Source organism: Fuscovulum blasticum DSM 2131 (genome assembly GCF_003034965.1).
In the GTDB taxonomy this organism is placed as follows: domain Bacteria; phylum Pseudomonadota; class Alphaproteobacteria; order Rhodobacterales; family Rhodobacteraceae; genus Pseudogemmobacter; species Pseudogemmobacter blasticus.
The window spans coordinates 102668-118569 of the sequence record NZ_PZKE01000010.1 but is presented as its reverse complement, the minus strand read 5'-3'; the positions used below and the strand labels follow the sequence as shown (position 1 = coordinate 118569).

The 15902-nt window shown below is 64.4% G+C and carries 19 protein-coding genes; 9 read left to right on the top strand and 10 right to left on the bottom strand.

Annotated elements, in window-relative coordinates; translation table 11 throughout:
* Positions 1–45: 45 nt before the first annotated feature.
* A complete protein-coding gene (locus C5F44_RS11835; RefSeq protein WP_107673742.1) occupies positions 46–813 on the bottom strand; it encodes an FCD domain-containing protein in 768 nt (255 codons plus the stop codon).
* 293 nt (positions 814–1106) lie between these two features.
* On the opposite strand from C5F44_RS11835, the gene C5F44_RS11830 reads away from it, so the two are divergent.
* Together C5F44_RS11830 and C5F44_RS11825 are read left to right on the top strand one after the other, a co-directional pair.
* Positions 1107–1313, top strand: coding sequence for a cold-shock protein (locus C5F44_RS11830; RefSeq protein WP_107673741.1), 207 nt, complete (start codon positions 1107–1109; stop codon positions 1311–1313).
* A 132-nt stretch (positions 1314–1445) separates the two neighbouring features.
* Positions 1446–2555 carry an alpha/beta hydrolase family protein gene (locus tag C5F44_RS11825; RefSeq protein ID WP_107673740.1) on the top strand — a complete coding sequence of 370 codons (1110 nt, stop codon included), beginning with the start codon at positions 1446–1448 and terminating at the stop codon, positions 2553–2555.
* A gap of 67 nt (positions 2556–2622) precedes the next feature.
* Here the strand turns inward: C5F44_RS11825 and C5F44_RS11820 are convergent, their stop codons facing one another.
* The 5 genes from C5F44_RS11820 to puuE form a co-directional block, all read right to left on the bottom strand.
* Positions 2623–2895, bottom strand: coding sequence for a hypothetical protein (locus C5F44_RS11820; protein WP_146161941.1), 273 nt, complete (start codon positions 2893–2895; stop codon positions 2623–2625).
* Positions 2896–2946: 51 nt separating this feature from the next.
* Entirely contained in the window at positions 2947–3429 is a 483-nt protein-coding gene (locus C5F44_RS11815) for a hypothetical protein (protein WP_107673738.1), read from the bottom strand.
* A gap of 471 nt (positions 3430–3900) precedes the next feature.
* A complete protein-coding gene (locus C5F44_RS11810; protein WP_107673737.1) occupies positions 3901–4398 on the bottom strand; it encodes an ureidoglycolate lyase in 498 nt (165 codons plus the stop codon).
* Positions 4395–5243 (bottom strand): bifunctional allantoicase/(S)-ureidoglycine aminohydrolase, encoded by an 849-nt coding sequence (locus tag C5F44_RS11805; protein WP_107673736.1) that lies wholly within the window; start codon positions 5241–5243, stop codon positions 4395–4397. The genes C5F44_RS11810 and C5F44_RS11805 overlap by 4 nt, the downstream gene beginning before the upstream one ends.
* Positions 5240–6655, bottom strand: a complete 1416-nt coding sequence (gene puuE, locus C5F44_RS11800; RefSeq protein WP_107673767.1) for an allantoinase PuuE — start codon at positions 6653–6655, stop codon at positions 5240–5242. Before puuE ends, C5F44_RS11805 begins: the two co-directional genes overlap by 4 nt.
* 144 nt (positions 6656–6799) lie before the next feature.
* Here puuE and uraH point away from each other — a divergent pair, with 144 nt between their 5' ends.
* Positions 6800–7162 (top strand): hydroxyisourate hydrolase, encoded by a 363-nt coding sequence (gene uraH, locus C5F44_RS11795; RefSeq protein WP_107673735.1) that lies wholly within the window; start codon positions 6800–6802, stop codon positions 7160–7162.
* Here the strand turns inward: uraH and C5F44_RS11790 are convergent.
* Positions 7147–7896, bottom strand: a complete 750-nt coding sequence (locus tag C5F44_RS11790; RefSeq protein WP_107673734.1) for an alpha/beta fold hydrolase — start codon at positions 7894–7896, stop codon at positions 7147–7149. The genes uraH and C5F44_RS11790 overlap by 16 nt on opposite strands.
* A gap of 125 nt (positions 7897–8021) precedes the next feature.
* Between C5F44_RS11790 and C5F44_RS11785 the strand changes: the two genes are divergently transcribed.
* Entirely contained in the window at positions 8022–9521 is a 1500-nt protein-coding gene (locus C5F44_RS11785) for a DUF2125 domain-containing protein (RefSeq protein ID WP_107673733.1), read from the top strand.
* Positions 9522–9585: 64 nt separating this feature from the next.
* Here the strand turns inward: C5F44_RS11785 and C5F44_RS11780 are convergent, their stop codons facing one another.
* Positions 9586–10506 carry a LysR family transcriptional regulator gene (locus C5F44_RS11780; protein ID WP_107673732.1) on the bottom strand — a complete coding sequence of 307 codons (921 nt, stop codon included), beginning with the start codon at positions 10504–10506 and terminating at the stop codon, positions 9586–9588.
* Positions 10507–10613: 107 nt separating this feature from the next.
* Between C5F44_RS11780 and C5F44_RS11775 the strand changes: the two genes are divergently transcribed.
* Positions 10614–11846 (top strand): urate hydroxylase PuuD, encoded by a 1233-nt coding sequence (locus tag C5F44_RS11775; protein WP_107673731.1) that lies wholly within the window; start codon positions 10614–10616, stop codon positions 11844–11846.
* Positions 11847–11864: 18 nt separating this feature from the next.
* Here C5F44_RS11775 and C5F44_RS11770 read toward each other — a convergent pair whose 3' ends face one another.
* Positions 11865–12683: a sulfotransferase family protein gene (locus C5F44_RS11770; RefSeq protein ID WP_107673730.1), complete on the bottom strand. Its 819-nt coding sequence runs from the start codon at positions 12681–12683 to the stop codon at positions 11865–11867.
* On the opposite strand from C5F44_RS11770, the gene C5F44_RS18265 reads away from it, so the two are divergent.
* From C5F44_RS18265 to C5F44_RS11755, 4 genes are all read left to right on the top strand, one after another.
* Positions 12682–12816 carry a hypothetical protein gene (locus C5F44_RS18265; RefSeq protein ID WP_268876923.1) on the top strand — a complete coding sequence of 45 codons (135 nt, stop codon included), beginning with the start codon at positions 12682–12684 and terminating at the stop codon, positions 12814–12816. The genes C5F44_RS11770 and C5F44_RS18265 overlap by 2 nt on opposite strands.
* A gap of 12 nt (positions 12817–12828) precedes the next feature.
* Positions 12829–14406: a DUF5928 domain-containing protein gene (locus C5F44_RS11765; protein WP_107673729.1), complete on the top strand. Its 1578-nt coding sequence runs from the start codon at positions 12829–12831 to the stop codon at positions 14404–14406.
* 3 nt (positions 14407–14409) lie between these two features.
* Entirely contained in the window at positions 14410–14781 is a 372-nt protein-coding gene (locus C5F44_RS11760) for an HIT domain-containing protein (protein WP_107673728.1), read from the top strand.
* 78 nt (positions 14782–14859) lie between these two features.
* Positions 14860–15321: a DUF1203 domain-containing protein gene (locus tag C5F44_RS11755; protein WP_107673727.1), complete on the top strand. Its 462-nt coding sequence runs from the start codon at positions 14860–14862 to the stop codon at positions 15319–15321.
* 1 nt (position 15322) lies between these two features.
* Here the strand turns inward: C5F44_RS11755 and C5F44_RS11750 are convergent, their stop codons facing one another.
* On the bottom strand, positions 15323–15901 hold the full coding sequence (locus tag C5F44_RS11750; protein WP_181318256.1) for a YdeI/OmpD-associated family protein: 579 nt from the start codon (positions 15899–15901) through the stop codon (positions 15323–15325).
* Position 15902: the final 1 nt, after the last annotated feature.

The following is a 15902-nucleotide window of genomic DNA, read 5'->3' as shown; positions in this document are numbered from 1 at the left end:
GACAGAAGTCGGAACCCCGGGTGCGACCGCATCCGGGGTTTCGGTTCAGCGGTCCTGTTCGTGTTCGAACCGCTGGCGGGCAATCGCCTCATGGCGTTCGGCGCGCAGATGGGCGTGGAAGGCCGCTTCGACATAGGCCAGATGCGACGCGACCGCCGCCCGTGCCGCCACCGGATCCCGCGCTTGCAAGGCGGTATTGATGGCGCGATGCTGGTCCAGCAACTGATCGCGGGTGGTGCGGTTCCTGAACATGATCTGGCGATTGTAAAACACGCCCTGTTTCAGCAGATCGAACATCGCCCGCATCATGTGCAGCATGATGACATTATGCCCCGCCTCGATGATGGCCATGTGGAACTGGGCATCCAACTCGGCCTCATCCGAAGGGTCGCGCTTGTGATGCGCGGTTTCCATCTTGGCAAAGATCGCATCCACCACGCGCAGATCGGTTTCCGATCCCAACGTGGCCGCGCGTTCCGCCGCCAGTCCTTCAAGATCGCGGCGGAAGGCGATGTAATCGAAAACGGCCTCTTCATGGCTGGCGAACAACTCGATCAGCGCGGGCGAGAAGGCGGCGCCAAGCACATCGGCGACGAAGATACCCGATCCGGCCCGGGCGACCAGAAGGCCGCGCTCGGACAGTTCGGCCACCGCCTCGCGCAGCGAGGGGCGCGAGACGCCCAGCCGTTCCGCAAGATCGCGCTCGGGCGGCAGCCGTTCGGCCGGGCGCAGGATGCCGCGCAGGATCAACTGCTCGATCTGCCGCACCACCGCCTGCGACAGTTTCTCGGGCTGCACCTTCAGGAACGGCATTCCAGTCTCCGCTGCGGCCGATGGGCCAATTGGTCTGGAGATTTGACCAGTTCCCGCCCCGGGCGGCAATCGCAAAAGGTGCCGGGTTGCAGCGCGGTACCGGCTGACTGCGGGCCGGATCGGGAAAGTTCGGCACCGGCCTTGCTTTTTCGTCCCGGAAAGCGCATATTCAACCCGCGACACCACTCGATCATCGAACTTCTGTCTCCTAACGGCTTCAGCACTCGATCTTCTTCGTGACTAAGCCAGGCCACCGCAGCGTGCGGGTGGCGATACAGACAGGAGTACTCACGATGGCCAATGGCACCGTGAAATGGTTCAACACCACCAAGGGTTTCGGTTTCATCGCGCCGGAAGGCGGGTCGAAGGACGTGTTCGTCCACATCTCGGCGATGGAACGTGCGGGCATCCGTGAACTGGCCGATGGCCAGGCGGTGACCTTTGACGTGGAACGTGGCCGTGACGGCCGCGAATCGGCGATCAATCTGGCTCTGGCCTGATTTTCAGCCGCCGCTCAGGCGAAATTCAAGAAGGGGGCGGCCGCAGGGCTGCCCCCTTTTTCATGCTGCGGTTGCAGCGCCCGCGCGGCGGGCATAGCCTCTGGCCGAACCCGGTCCGAACAGGGGAACGCTATGCAGAACCGCATTGACCAGATCCGCCCCGACGCGCCGGCCGGTGCGCAGCGCGGCCCGCATCCCGTGGGGGTGCGGACGCTGACGGTCATCAGTCCCGATCAACCGGATGTCTTTGGTGAAGCCGGGGCGCGGGTTGACCGGCCGCTGACGGTTGAGCTGTGGTATCCGGCGGCTGCGCCGGGGGCAGGGGGCGCCAACTATCCCACGCTCTTGCGCGACGGGCACCGGGCGGTTGTCTTGCACGGATCGGCAGGCCGCGACGCTGAACCCGCTGCGGGTGATTTCCCGCTGGTAATCCTGTCGCACGGCTATCCCGGCAACCGGCTGTTCATGGGCCATTTCGGCGAACATCTGGCCAGCCATGGCTATCGCGTGGCCAGCATCGACCATCTTGATTCCACCTATGGCGATGCGGCCTATCTGGCGAATAACGGCCTGTCCTCGACCCTTGTGCATCGGCCCGGCGATGTGGCGGCGGTGGCGGCGGAACTGGGCGGAAGCTATGCCGTCATCGGCCATTCCATGGGTGGTTATGGTGCGCTGGTGCTGGCCGGAGCCGGTGTGGCCGAACCGGCGCTGTCAGGCGGCATGGCGCCGCCGCATGACCTGTGGCGGGGCTGCGCAACCCCTGTGCCACCGCCGGCGCTGAAGGCGATCCTGCCCATCGGTCCCTGGGGCCGGCAACGCGGGCTGTGGGATGCGGCAGGTCTGGCGGCGATGCGCCTGCCCTGCCTGCTGATGGGCGGCAGGGCCGATGGGGTTTCCGGCTATGACACGGGCATCCGGTGCATTTTCAATGAGGTGGCGGGGCCGGCCTGGTTGCTGACCTTTGAACACGCCGGACATTGCGCCGGCGCGGCCATTCCCGCCCCGGCAGAGGCGTGGGAGCCGTCACCGCATATGCAATGGCCGCCCTATTCGCATTATGCCGATCCGGTCTGGGATGCCGTGGCCATGAACAACATCGCACAGCATTTCGCGCTGGCGTTTCTGGATGTTCATCTGAAGGGAAACGCCGAACGTGCGTCCGTTCTTGGCGAGGATTGGCCGAAGCACGGCTTTGCCGGGGGACAGGCGCCGGGGCTGCGGCTTGAAAGACGCGGCTAGACAAGTTGCGGTCAGACAAGGCGCACGCAGGCACGCCTTGCCGGTCTCATCTGCCCGTCACAGGGGCTCAGGGCGCGATGCCGATCGCGGTGCAGGTCCAGGCTCCAGCCTGCAGATCATATTGAATGCAGGTTGGTGTCTTGGCGGGCTCTGCGGGAACTGTCGTCCACCCGCTGCTGACCACGGGCTGACCGTCGGGGGTGGTCGGCTTCCAGCCGATCCCCATGTCCTTGGCGCCCTTGGTCACATAGATGGCCCCCGCGATGATCACGATGATGGCGACGACGGCCACGGCTTGTTTGTTGTCCATGTTTTCCACGCCGGTGTAAGTGGGTTGCACTCCGGGGGCGCGTGCCTTGGCAGGCCGCCCCCGGATCAGAAGAGCAGGCGATCAGTTCGCCGGTGGGGTCCATTCGCCGGCGACAGGCGCATCTTCAGCGCCCAGCAGGCGATACTGGGTGCAGGTCCAGCCAGTGGCTTCCGGGGTTGCAGGGGCCGTCGCCTCTTCCGCAGGCGCTGCCTGTTCAGCCGCGGCGGGGGCCTCGGCCGCTGCTTCGGCCGCCGGTGCAGGCTCTTCCGTGGCCGGTGCGGCTGCGGCTTCTTCTGCTGGTGCGGCGGCTTCGGTTGCGGCCGGCTCGGTCGGGGTGGCTTCCTCTGCCGGGGCCGCGGCCTCTTCCGCCGGAGCGGCGGCTTCGGCGGGGGCTGCCGCTTCTGCCGTGGCGTCCGGGGCGGTGGCTTCGGGGATGCCGGTCCAGGTGTATTGCGTGCAGGTCCAGCCTTCGGCCGCAGCCGGGGCGGTTTGCGCCGACGCGACCGAGGCCAGCGCCGTGGCGCTGAACAGGGCGGCCAGCCCGACCTTCATCGAAGTGTTCATCCTCAGTCTCCTTCTTGCTGCCTGGGGGCCGGACGATGGCCCGGCGCTTTGTTCCTTGTCCCGGCCTGGGGGCCGGAACGTCTTGTCGCCAGACGGGGGGCGGAAACGTGCGTCAGCGCCGGCGGGGACGCAGCCCCGAACAGAATGGCGATGCTGGCGTGACGCATGGGCGTCCTGGCTTTCTCCGCATGGGCGAGTCCGGCTGGGGCCGGCACACGCCTTCGGTTTGCCGTGCGGTTTGGCAAGTGCCAAGCTAAATTCTCAATGATTTCTGTAAATTAGGGTTTCATCCGCATGTTTTTCGATGCGGCGTTTTGTCCGGCCGGGCGCCGAAAATCCAAGGGGGGCGGGGATTTGGCGGGCGCTGCCCTGCCACGGTTGGCATCACGGCACGCGCCTTGCGGTTGCTGTGACATATCGTCCCTGTGGCCGTCGCGGCCCTGAAAACAGGCTGGCGGCAGCGGGTAGGTGTCAGCCCGGCAGAACAATCCAGGGGCTTGGAAAGCGATGCTCTTCCAGGTTCGGGGTGGTGCCGATCCGGTCCACCACGGCGAACAGACCGGGCGCGGCCAGCGGTGTCAGCACACCATGCCAGGTGCCACGGGCAAGGTTGATGCCCTGCGATCCGTTGGTCAGAAAGGCGCGCGGGGGGACTGAGGGGCTGGCCGAGACGATGACAAGGAACGGGTCCGCTGTCATCGGCAGGAAGGCCTGCGATCCCTCGGGGTGGCGTTCGATCAGGTCAAAGCTGTAGGGCAGCGCCCGTGGTTCGGCCTGAAACACCGAAATCCCGGCGCGGCCTTCGGGGCCGAAATCCAGCCGCGCGCGGTCATGGTGGCGGCGGCAGAGGCCGGCATTGATCAGGCGGAACTCGCCGGTCGCCTCAAGCACCTCGCCAAAGGGGGCGAAGGCTTCGGCGGTCAGCGGTTCCGTGACGATCTCTCTGTCTTTGGTCTGTCCAGGTGTCATTTCAGCGGGCCAAAGGCGCCCGGTCCGCGCAGTTTGGCGTGGCGGTTCACGTCCTTGTACAGCAGGTAGCGGAACCGCCCCGGCCCGGCGGCATAACAGGCCTGCGGGCAGTAGGCGCGCAGCCACATGAAATCGCCCGCCTCGACTTCAACCCAGTCCTGGTTCAGCTTGTAGACCGCTTTCCCCTCAAGCACGAACAGCCCGTGCTCCATGACATGGGTTTCCTCGAACGGGATCACGCCACCCGGCTGGAAGGTGACGATGTTCACATGCGCATCGTGGCGCAGGTCTTCGGGGTCGACAAAGCGGGTGGTGCCCCAGCGGTCGCCCGTATCGGGCATCCAGCGGACGGGCACATCGGTTTCGTTGATGACAAAGGCCTCGGGCGCGGCAAGGCCGGGCACGGTTTCATAGATCTTGCGGATCCAGTGGAAGCGGGCCGGTTCCTTGCCTTCGGCCAGCAGCGTCCAGCGCGCGCCGGGGGGAAGATAGGCGTAAGACCCCGCCTCCATCTCATAGCCGGTGCCGTCGATGGTCAGCGTGGCAAGGCCCCCGGTGAAGAACAGCCAGTGTTCGGCGCCGGTCTCGCGGTCAGGCATGTCTGATCCGCCGCCGGGGGCCACTTCCATCACATACTGGCTGAAGGTTTCCGAAAACCCCGACATCGGCCGGGCAATCAGCCACAGCCGGGTGCGCGTCCAGCCAGGCAAGAAGCTGGTCACGATGTCGGAAAAGCAGCCGCGCGGGATAAAGGCATAGGCTGTGGTGAAGACGGCGCGTTGCGTCATCAGCGCGGTTTGCGGCGGCAGGCCGCCGGCGGGCGAGAAGTAGCTGGACGAGGTCATGGGAGAATGTCCTTGAGGCGAAGCTGGGCGATGCGTTCGACCTGGGCGCAGGCGGTGGCAAGCTCGGTTGCGGTGTCGTTGGCGATGCGGGTCTGGAAGGCGCGCAGGATGCTGTCCTTGGTGTTGTCGCGTACGGCGATGATGAAGGGAAACCCGTGGCGGGCCACATACTCGGCATTGAGGCGCTGGAAGGTGGCCCGTTCCTCGTCGGTCAGGGCGTCAAGCGCGGCGCTGGCTTGTTCCGCCGTGCTTTCGGCGGTCAGCCGTTTCGCCTGGGCCAGCTTGCCCGCCAGATCGGGGTGGGCTTTCAGAACGCCCAGCCGTTCTTCGGGGCTGGCCGAGCGGAAGATGCGCGCCAGCGCGTTGTGCAGCCCGGTGGCGCAGTCATGCGCCGGTCCCAGTTCCAGCGCCCAGGCCCGGTCAGCGATCCAGGGCGAATGTTCGAAAATCGACCCGAAGCGCGCGACGAAGGTTTCGCGGGGCATCCTGCTTGGGCGGTCGAACCGTTTGGGCGGATGGGCTTTTCGCCAGTGCTCGGCAATGTCGATGCGGCGGGGAAACCAGACGCCGGTGTGCGATTGTGCATAGTCGAGAAACCGCTTCAGCCCCGCAATCTTGCCCGGGCGGCCGATCAGCCGGTTGTGCAGCCCGATCGAGAACATCTTGGCGCGGCCCTCCACGCCTTCGGCATAAAGCGTGTCGAAGCTGTCCTTCAGATACTGGAAGAACTGCTCGCCGGTGATGTAGCCGGGCGCGGTGGCAAAGCGCATGTCGTTGGCTTCCAGCGTGTAGGGAATGACCAACTGGTCATGGTCGCCACAGTCCAGCCAATACGGCAGGTCGTCGTCATAGGTGTCGGAAATCCAGGCCAGTCGCCGGGTTTCCGCCGTCAGGCGCACCGTGTTCATGCTGCACCGGCCGGTGTACCAGCCCTGCGGCGGGGCACCCACCACCTCTTCATGCAGGCGGAAGCTCTCGGCGATCTGCCGCGCCTCTTCCTGTTCCGTCATGTCGCGGTGATCCACCCATTTCAGGCCGTGGCTGGCGATTTCCCAGCCGGCCTCTTTCATGGCGGCCACCTGTTCGGGGTTGCGGGCCAGCGCGCTGGTCACGCCATAGATCGTGACGGGCAGGCCGCGTTCGGTGAACAGCCGGTGCAGCCGCCAGAATCCGGCCCTCGCGCCATAATCGTAGATCGATTCCATGTTCCAGTGCCGCATCCCCGGCCAGGGCGCGGCGCCGGCAATGTCGGACAGAAAGGCCTCGGACTGGGCATCGCCATGCAGAAGGTTGTTTTCGCCACCTTCTTCGTAATTCAGCACAAGGCTGACGGCGATTTTTGCGCCGCCGGGCCAGCGGGCATCGGGCGGGTTGGGCCCATGGCCACGGAAATCGCGCGGATAGCGGTTCATCGGCACCTCCGGTTCGGCCCACACCCTAGGGGCAGAGTTGACCGCAGTCTTTCAGGAATTGCCAGAAGGTCATTCTGGCGCAGGAGGGCGTGGCAAACCATTGCAGAACCGGGCAAGCTGTGACCGGCAGACAGGAGGCGGCGAATGGGCAGCGGGCGGTTGACGACACATGTGCTGGATACCGCGCGGGGCAAACCGGCGGCGGGGGTGAAGATCGCGCTTTACCGGGTCAGCGGCAATTCGCACCGCAAGATCGCCGAGACGGTCACCAATGCCGATGGCCGCACCGATGCACCGATGCTGACGGGCGAGAGTTTCACCGAAGGCAGTTATGAACTGGTGTTCTTTGCCGGCGATTATCTTCGCGCCAGCGGGCAGGCCCCGGCTGACGGCGTTCTGTTCCTGGACCAGATTCCGATCCGGTTCGGTGTGCCGGATGCGGCGCAGCACTATCATGTGCCGCTGCTGATCTCTCCCTTTGCCTATTCCACCTATCGCGGCAGTTGATCGGCCATCCTGTGCCGCAGCCGCCCGCCGGCCGATGCGGCGATGCGCAAGAGGCGACGCCGGTCGCCGGCCAGCGCAGCCTCAACCAGGCCGGCCAGTGCGCCGCGGGCCTTGAGATGCGGCATCAGCCCGGAATGCGACTGGTCAGCGAACAGCACATGGTCAACCCCCGGCGCAGGCGGGAAGCCAAGCGCCTGATCCAGATCATCCTGCATCCCGTGGAACAGCAGGGTCCACCCGGCGGTGGGTGGTGGCGGGCTGATCGGCGCGGCGTGGGCGGCCCAAGGCTGCCAGCGGGGGCTGGCCGGGTCCAGCATGGACTGCGGGCCGAAGGCCATCGCCACATCGACCGGCAGGAAACTGGCTGCGCGCAGCGCCATGTGGCCCCCCATCGAACTGCCCAGTGTCAGGATCTGGCGAATCTCCTGCCTTTGGCGCACCAGCGCCACTGCCCGTTGCACCCCTTCCGCAAAATCGGCGGTCTGGCCCCAACTTCGGCGGGCGTCGGTCACGAACAGGGCTGATCGCCCGCCCGCCGTGGCCGTGCCAACGAGTTCAGGAGATGGTGCGCGGGCCGGATCATGGCCGATCGAGGCAAAGGCGATCACCAGCGCCCCCGAGAACGCCCCCGTGCTGCCAGCCAGCAGGTCAAAGGCCAGCCCGCCCCGTTCGACCAGTCGTTCAAACGGGCGCGGCGGACAGGCGGCGCGGTCTGCGGTTGGCGGCACGGTCATTCACCCTGTCCGGTTCTCACCTCTTGCGCCGGATAAGGTGATGAATACCCTGCTTGCGGGCGCGGCGCAAAACCGCTTTGGTGTGCGCCGAAAAACCTGACGACTTTCCCGAGGAGACGTAACACATGTTCCACTACAAGGCATTGGCAGCCTCTTCCGCCCTCGTTTTCCTGATGGGCGGCACGGCCCATGCCGCGTTGACCGCGGATCAGGTGTGGCAGTCCTGGAAGGACGCGGCCAAGCTGGCCGGGCTTGAAATCACCTCGGCAACCGAGGCGAATTCGGGGGGTGTGCTGACCCTGAACGGTGTCACAATTGCCCCGCCCGGCAAGACCGATGGCCTGAAGGTTTCCGACATCACCCTGACCGAGGAATCCGACGGGTCCGTCACCATCCGCCCGGGCGCCACCATCGGCGCCGATGGCGGCGAGGCGGGCCGTCTGGCGATCACCCATGAGGGGCTGGAACTGAAAGCGCGCGAAGGCGATGCCGGGGCGCTGGTCTATGACTACAGCGCCGACAAGCTCTCGGCGATCGTGGCCTCTGTCACCGATGGCATCAGCTTTACGGAAGAGCCGGCGAAGAAGGTCACCAACGATGTCGTGGTGAACTTCGATGACCTGAAGGGCACCTACACCGATGCGCCCGGCACGAACCGCACTTTCAGCATGGATATTGCGGCGTCGAAACTGGCCTATGAGGTCAAGACCGACGATCCGAACATGCAGATGAAGAACGCCGGCACCAGCACGACCGACGATGTTGCCATGTCGTTCAAGCTGGCCTTGCCGTCGACCCTGCCTCTGGCCGAGATCAACAGCCCCGCCGGGTTCGGCAAGGCGCTGGAAGAGGGGATGGCGGCTTCGTTCACAACCAAGCAGGGCGCGACCACCGGCACCATCAGCCAGGAAGACCAGATGTTCCCCTATCAGGGCACCATCGCCTCGGCCGGTGGCGAGGGCGCTTTCTCGATCGACAAGTCGGTGGTGTCGGTCCAGTCGCAAGGCGGCGGTCTGGTGGTTGACATCACCTCGCCTTCCGTGCCGGCACCGATCAAGGTTTCGGTCGAAAGCATGGTGATGAACCTGCTGTCGCCGATGAAGGCGGTCGATGCGGCGGCTGATTACGGGGTAACGCTGAAGCTGGGCCAACTGACCCTGAACGATGAGCTTTGGGGCCTGGTCGATGCGGGGGGCGCGCTGAAGCGTGAACCGTTCGATCTGGTGATTGATGTGAACGGCAAGACCAAGATCGACTGGCCGGCCATCATCGCGGCTGATGAAACCGGCAGCCAGCCGCCGGTTCCGGCGCCTGAAACGCTGAACATCACCGAAATCGCGCTCAAGGTGGCCGGGGCTGCTGCCAACGCGACCGGCGCCTTCACCTTCGACAATTCGATGGGCGCCCCCATGCCCCTGGGTACCGCCGATGTCAGCGTGACCGGCGCGAATGCGCTGATCGACGGTCTGATCAAGACCGGCCTTGTGAAGGAAGAAGACGCAATGGGCGTTCGGATGATGATGGGCGCCTTCATGACGCCGGGCAGCGAGCCCGACAGTCTGACCTCGAAGATCGAAGCCAAGGAAGGCTTCCAGATCTTCGTGAACGGCCAGCGGATTCAGTAATCCGGGGTCACGCTGACCCGATACAAGGTGACAGGAGGCGCGGACCGAAGGGACCGCGCCTTTCTCATGCCCCGTCTGTGGCGCGGCGCATCGCTTCGCGGATGTGCAGGGTGATGAAATCGGTGAACAGGCGGACCTTGGGGTCTTTCAGCCGCCGATGCGGGCTGAGCGAGGACAGTTGGGTTGGCACCGGCGGGGTTGCCGTGGCCACGGGCACAAGCCGGCCGTCGCGCAGGTATTCGGCCACTTCGAAAACCGGCTTCAGCACCACGCCCCGGCCATCCAGCGCCCAGCCGGTCAGCACGTCGCCGTCATCCGATTCGAAGGGTCCGCCGATCTCGAACCGGCGCGGACCTTCGGGGGTTTGCAGCGTCCACTGGAATTCCTTGGCACCGGGAAAGCGCAGGTTCAGGCAATCATGCCGGTCAGAGACCAGCGCCGCCCCATCGGCCGGCAGGCCCCGGCGGGCAATATAGCCCGGCGCGGCGCACAGCACGCGCGGACATTCCGCCACCAGCCGCACCTTCAGCGTGCTGTCATCCAGCAGGCCCAGATGAAAGGCCACGTCGATGCCTTCCGCCACCACGTCGATGCTGCGGTCCGACAGGCGCAGCCGCACGTCGATCTGCGGGTAAAGATCCTTGAACACCGGCACCTGCGGCGCGATCAGCCGCCGCCCGATCCCCAGCGGGGCCGCCACGAATAGCGTGCCGCGCGGGTTCTGCGTCACGTCCATCACCGCCGCTTCGGCGTCATCAATCGCCTCCAGGATGCGGCGGGCGCCGTCATAGAAGATGCGGCCATTCTCGGTGGGTTGCAGGCTGCGGGTGGTGCGGTTGAACAGGCGCACACCCAGATGCCGCTCAAGATCGGAAATCCGCGCCGAGGCAACCGCCGGCGACGTGCGCTGGTCGCGCGCGGCGGCGCTCATATTGCCCAATTCGTAGACACGAACGAACATGCGGATGTTGTTCACATAGCTCATCAGGCGCGATTGTCTTTGCAGGATTGAAAGTCATCAGGCGATTGACAGGGTTATCAGGAAAAGCCCCGTCGGTATAGCGTGGCGAAAAAGACAGGGAGCCGGACAAGATGTATGACTGGGTGGTGCTCTGGGACTGGGTGATGATCGCGGCGCGCTGGCTGCATGTGATCACCGCCATCGCCTGGATCGGATCGTCCTTCTATTTCATCGCGCTGGACCTGGGTCTGCACCGCGACCGCAACCTTGCCAGTGGTGCCGATGGCGAGGAATGGCAGGTTCATGGCGGTGGCTTCTACCACATCCAGAAATACCTTGTGGCGCCCGAGGCGATGCCGGACCATCTGATCTGGTTCAAATGGGAAAGCTACGCCACCTGGCTGTCGGGTTTTGCCATGCTGGTGCTGGTCTACTACCTGGGGGCAGAGCTTTACCTGATCGACCCCACGGTGATGGACCTGTCGGTCTGGCAGGCGGTGGCCATCTCGATGGCGTCTCTGGCCTTTGGATGGATCGTCTACAACGCCATCTGCAAGATCTTCGTCAATGCCAACCAGACCCTTGTGATGCTGGCGCTGTTTGTCGTGCTGGTGGGGATGAGCTGGTTTTATACCCAGGTGTTCTCGGGCCGGGCGGCGCTGTTGCATCTGGGGGCGTTCACCGCCTCGATCATGTCGGGCAATGTGTTCTTCATCATCATGCCGAACCAACGCATCGTGGTGGCCGACCTGAAGGCAGGGCGGAAGCCCGATCCGAAATATGGCAAGATCGCCAAGCAGCGGTCGATGCACAATAATTACCTGACGCTGCCGGTCATCTTCCTGATGCTGTCGAACCATTATCCTCTGGTGTTTGCGACCGAATGGAACTGGGCGATCGCCAGTCTGGTGTTCCTGATGGGGGTCACCATCCGGCACTGGTTCAACACCCGCCATGCCCGCAAGGGCAACCCGCACTGGACCTGGGCGGTGACGGCGCTGCTGTTCCTGGCCATCGCCTGGCTGTCCACCGCGCCGATGCGCACAATGCCGGAACCCGAGGCGCAGTTGCGGGGCGACGCGCTGCGCTATGCCGCCGCGCCGGGCTTTGCCGAGGTGGTGGGTATTGTGCAGGGGCGCTGCAGCATGTGCCACGCGGCCGAACCGTCGTGGGACGGGCTGCACTGGCCACCCAAGGGGGTGGTGCTGGAAACCGAATCCGAGATCGCCCATCAGGCTGCCCGGATCGTGATGCAGGCCGGCCTGACCCATGCGATGCCGCCCGGCAACCGCAGCTTCATGGAGCCGGAAGAGCGGGCCCGAATCGTGGAATGGTTCCGGGCCGCCGGCGGCGACCCGGTCTAAGGCGCCGGCACGGGGCCGTTACTTGCCCAGTTTGGCGTGAACTTCGTCCAGATCGACCGGCCCCTTCGGCATCTTGTTCCCGGGGTTCTCGAAGTCATAGCGGAAAAGCTGGAAGTCCCGCTTGTAGATTTCCCAGACGAGATGCATCGACAGATCGTCGAAGTAGTCCTCAACCGGATGGGCACGCTTGGGGCCGTGCCCTTCGCTTTCGTTGAAGCGCGGAATCGTCTTGAGGTCGACCTTGTGCTTGACCTTGATGTCATCCAGCACGCTTTGCATCCCTTCGTCGAACTTCTCGGTGAAGAAGATGTTGTTGTAGCGGCCGCCGTTCACGATGAAGGTCGAGATATGGCCCGACATGGCCGACCAGTGGATGTCGGGTTCCATCGGCTTTTTCCAGCGGATGGTGTCGCGCGCGAACAGCAGGAAGCGGCGGAACGACTTGATCTGGTCGAACTCCTGCTTGCCGTCGGGGCCACCCACCTCGATCCCGTATTTCTGGATCAGCAGCGGCACCAGGTTGCCGCGATAGCGTTTGCCGTTGCGCTGAATGCCACAGATCTTGTCGAAGAACGATGACAGGATGCGGGTATAGGGGTTGCGCACGCAGGTGAAGGCATAAGATCCGTGCGTCTTCACATTGCGTTCGATCACCGGCTGGCTCGCCTCGATCGCCCATTTGTGCATACCGTCGGTTGCATCATGGATGTCGCCGTCGAAAAAGCGGCCATGGTCCGAATAGAACATGATCTGACCAATGGTCGAACAGGCGCATTTCGGCACCACGCGGTAGACCACGCTCTCGCTTTCCGTCATCCAGGTGCCGGGGAAACCCATGATCGCTACTCCTGCTCTCAACTCAGCGGATCGTCCCGCTTCGCAACTTGTGCCGGAACAGATCAAAGATGGATTGCCTTTTCAAGGAAGCTTCAAGCAATTAATGCGTGTTCCTGAAGTGAAATGGACCTGATTGCCCCGCGCCATGGTAAAGATTGCCTACATCCTGCTGTGCCACAAAGACCCTGATGGCATTGTCACCCAGGCCGAGCGCCTGACGGCGGTTGGCGATTTTGTGTCGATTCACTTCGATGGCCGCGCCAAACGGGAAGATTACGACCGGATTCGCACCGCCCTGGCCGACAACCCTTCGGTCACCTTCGCCAAGCGGCGGGTGAAGTGTGGCTGGGGCGAATGGAGCCTGGTCGACGCCACGCTTCAGGCCCTTTATGCGGCCGTCGATGCCTTCCCGCGTGCCACCCATTTCTACATGCTTTCTGGCGACTGTATGCCGATCAAGTCAGGCGAATATGCGCATGACTTCCTGCAGAAGGCCGATGTCGACTACATCGAAAGTTTTGATTTCTTCGCGTCGGACTGGATCAAGACCGGCATCAAGGAAGAGCGGCTGATCTACCGCCACTGGTTCAACGAACGGACGCAGAAGACATGGTTCTACCGCTCGATGGAGTGGCAGAAGTCCCTTGGGCTTGCCCGCAAGGTGCCGTCCGACCTGGCGATCCAGATCGGCAGCCAGTGGTGGTGCCTGCGCCGCCAGACCATCGAACGATTGCTGAAGTTCATCCGCAAGCGTCCCGATGTGATGCGGTTCTTCCGCACAACCTGGATTCCCGATGAAACCTTCTTCCAGACCCTGGTGCGCCATCTGGTGCCCGAAACCGAAATCCGGTCGCGGACGCTGACCTTCCTTGTCTTCACCGACTATGGGATGCCGCAGACCTTCTACAACGATCACTATGACCTGCTGCTCAGCCAGGATTACCTGTTCGCCCGCAAGATCAGCCCCGACGCGCATGAGCTGAAGGCACGGCTTGGGGCGCTGTATTCCGCCGAGGGGCACGAGTTCCGCATTTCCGGCGAAGGGCGGCGGCTGTTCACCTTCCTGACCGGGCGCGGACGGATCGGCCGGCGCTTTGCGCCCCGGTTCTGGGAATCCGAATCCTCGGTGGGCCGCAACCGCACGCTGATGATGGTGACCTGCAAGAAATGGCATGTTGCCAAGCGTCTGGTGTCTCGCATCCGGGCCGTCACGGGAACCCCTGCCATCGACTATCTGTTCGACGAAGCCTCGACCGCGCTGCCGGATCTGGGCGGCATCCAGTCCACCCTAGAAAAGCGTGCCCGCCACCGCCGGGCGCTGGTGCGGATGTTGTTCGACTACTACAAGACCGACCGGCTGATTTTCTGTATTGACCCGGCCTCGGTCGAGATGATCCGCGATTTCTACAACGACAAGGCCAAGGTTCGGCTGCTTGAGATCGAGTGTGATTTCACCGATGATTACCTGATCGGCCATGCCCGCCGGGTGGGGCTGGCCGGGGGGGCCACGCCGCAAGATACGCTGAACCGGCTGTTGCCGACGATCCGCTATGATGTGCGCTTTGAAAGCGAGCGGCTGCGCGAGATGGATTTCTCGGGCTTCCAGGTGATCCGCCAGTCTGCCGACGCCGACGAAAATGCCGTGTCACTGGCCGCCTTTCTTGATATTCCGGCCGAGAAGGCGCGCGAGATCGCCGCCACCGAATACCTGTTTGTGGATTGAGCCATGGCCTATACCTACGATCCCCAGAACATCTTTGCCCGCATCCTGCGCGGTGAGATCCCGAACAAGACCGTCGCGGAAACGGCGCATACGCTGGTGTTCCATGACATCAACCCTCATGCGCCGGTGCATGTTCTGGCCATTCCCAAGGGGCCTTATGTGAACTTCGATCACTTCGCGGCCGAAGCCAGCGTCGAAGAGATTGTCGATTTCCACCGGACCGTGGCCAGTGTCATCGCCGATCTGGGGCTGGCGGGTGAGGCAGGTTATCGCGCCATCACCAATGCCGGGATGTCGGGTATGCAGGAAGTGCCGCATTACCACCTGCATATCCTGGGGGGCCGGGTCTTGGGGCGGCTGGTCGGGCCTGCCTGACCGCTTTGCGCAAGTTCCGGGTCGCCTGAACGGCAGGCGGCTGGCATCCGGGGGGCACCAGACGCGAGAGGTGCCGCAATGATCCGTTTTTCCCCGATCCCGACCGAGGTTGTCCGCGCCTATCAGGCCGGCGGGCCCGATGCCAACGGCCAGACGCCCGAGCGGCACCTGTCTGATGGCATGGGTGTGCCCTGCCGGCATTGTCTGCAACAGGTGCCTGCCGGGCGTGCGTATCTTATCCTTGCCCACCGGCCGTTTCCCGCGCCACAGCCCTATGCCGAAATCGGGCCAATCTTCCTGTGCGCCGATGCCTGTGCGGCAGGGGGCGGGGCCGAGTTGCCAGAGATCCTGTCCGCGCCGGATTACATCGTCCGCGGCTATGGCACCGATGATCGCATCGTCTATGGCACCGGCGCCGTCATCCCGCGCGACGCAATCGCCGCTAGGGCACAGGAATTGCTGGCCGATCCGGCCATCGCCTATGTCCACGTCCGCTCGGCGCGGAACAACTGCTTCCAGTGCCGGGTTGACCGGGCCTGACCTAACGCCGGAACGGGGTGGGGCGCAGCCCTTGGGCCAGACTGGCCCGGATGTCCTCGATCCGCTTGGCGCGTGTCCCGGCGGTGCGGGCAGTCTTGACCCATTCCAGCGCCGCGCGCTTGACCGACCGGGGAAAGGCGTCCCAGCCGGCCACCAGCGGCCCAAGGGCAAGATCCAGATCGGCAGGGCGTTCCAGCCGCTCCACATCGTCCAGAAACGACCAGGCGCCGTTCGCCTGCGAGGCGGCAATCGACGCTTCGCCGGCCTCTGTCATTGCGCCCGAAGCGCGGGCCTGTTCGACCAGCCGCTTGTTCACCGCAGACCAGGCCGAGTCTGGCCGCCGGGGCGCGATCAGGATCATAGAACGGTCTGCATCCAGCGCGCGGGGAAGGCTGTTTATCCAGCCCCAGCACAGCAGTTCCTCGGTGCTGGCCTCGGGCGCCAGATAATCGGCATGGTGCGGGCGATAGGCGACCAGCCAGACCGGGCCGGGTTCGGCATGATGCTGGGCCAGCCAGTCGCGCAAGTCCTGCCGTGACCGGACGGTGACGACAGGCGCCGTTTCGGCGGGCCGGGCCATG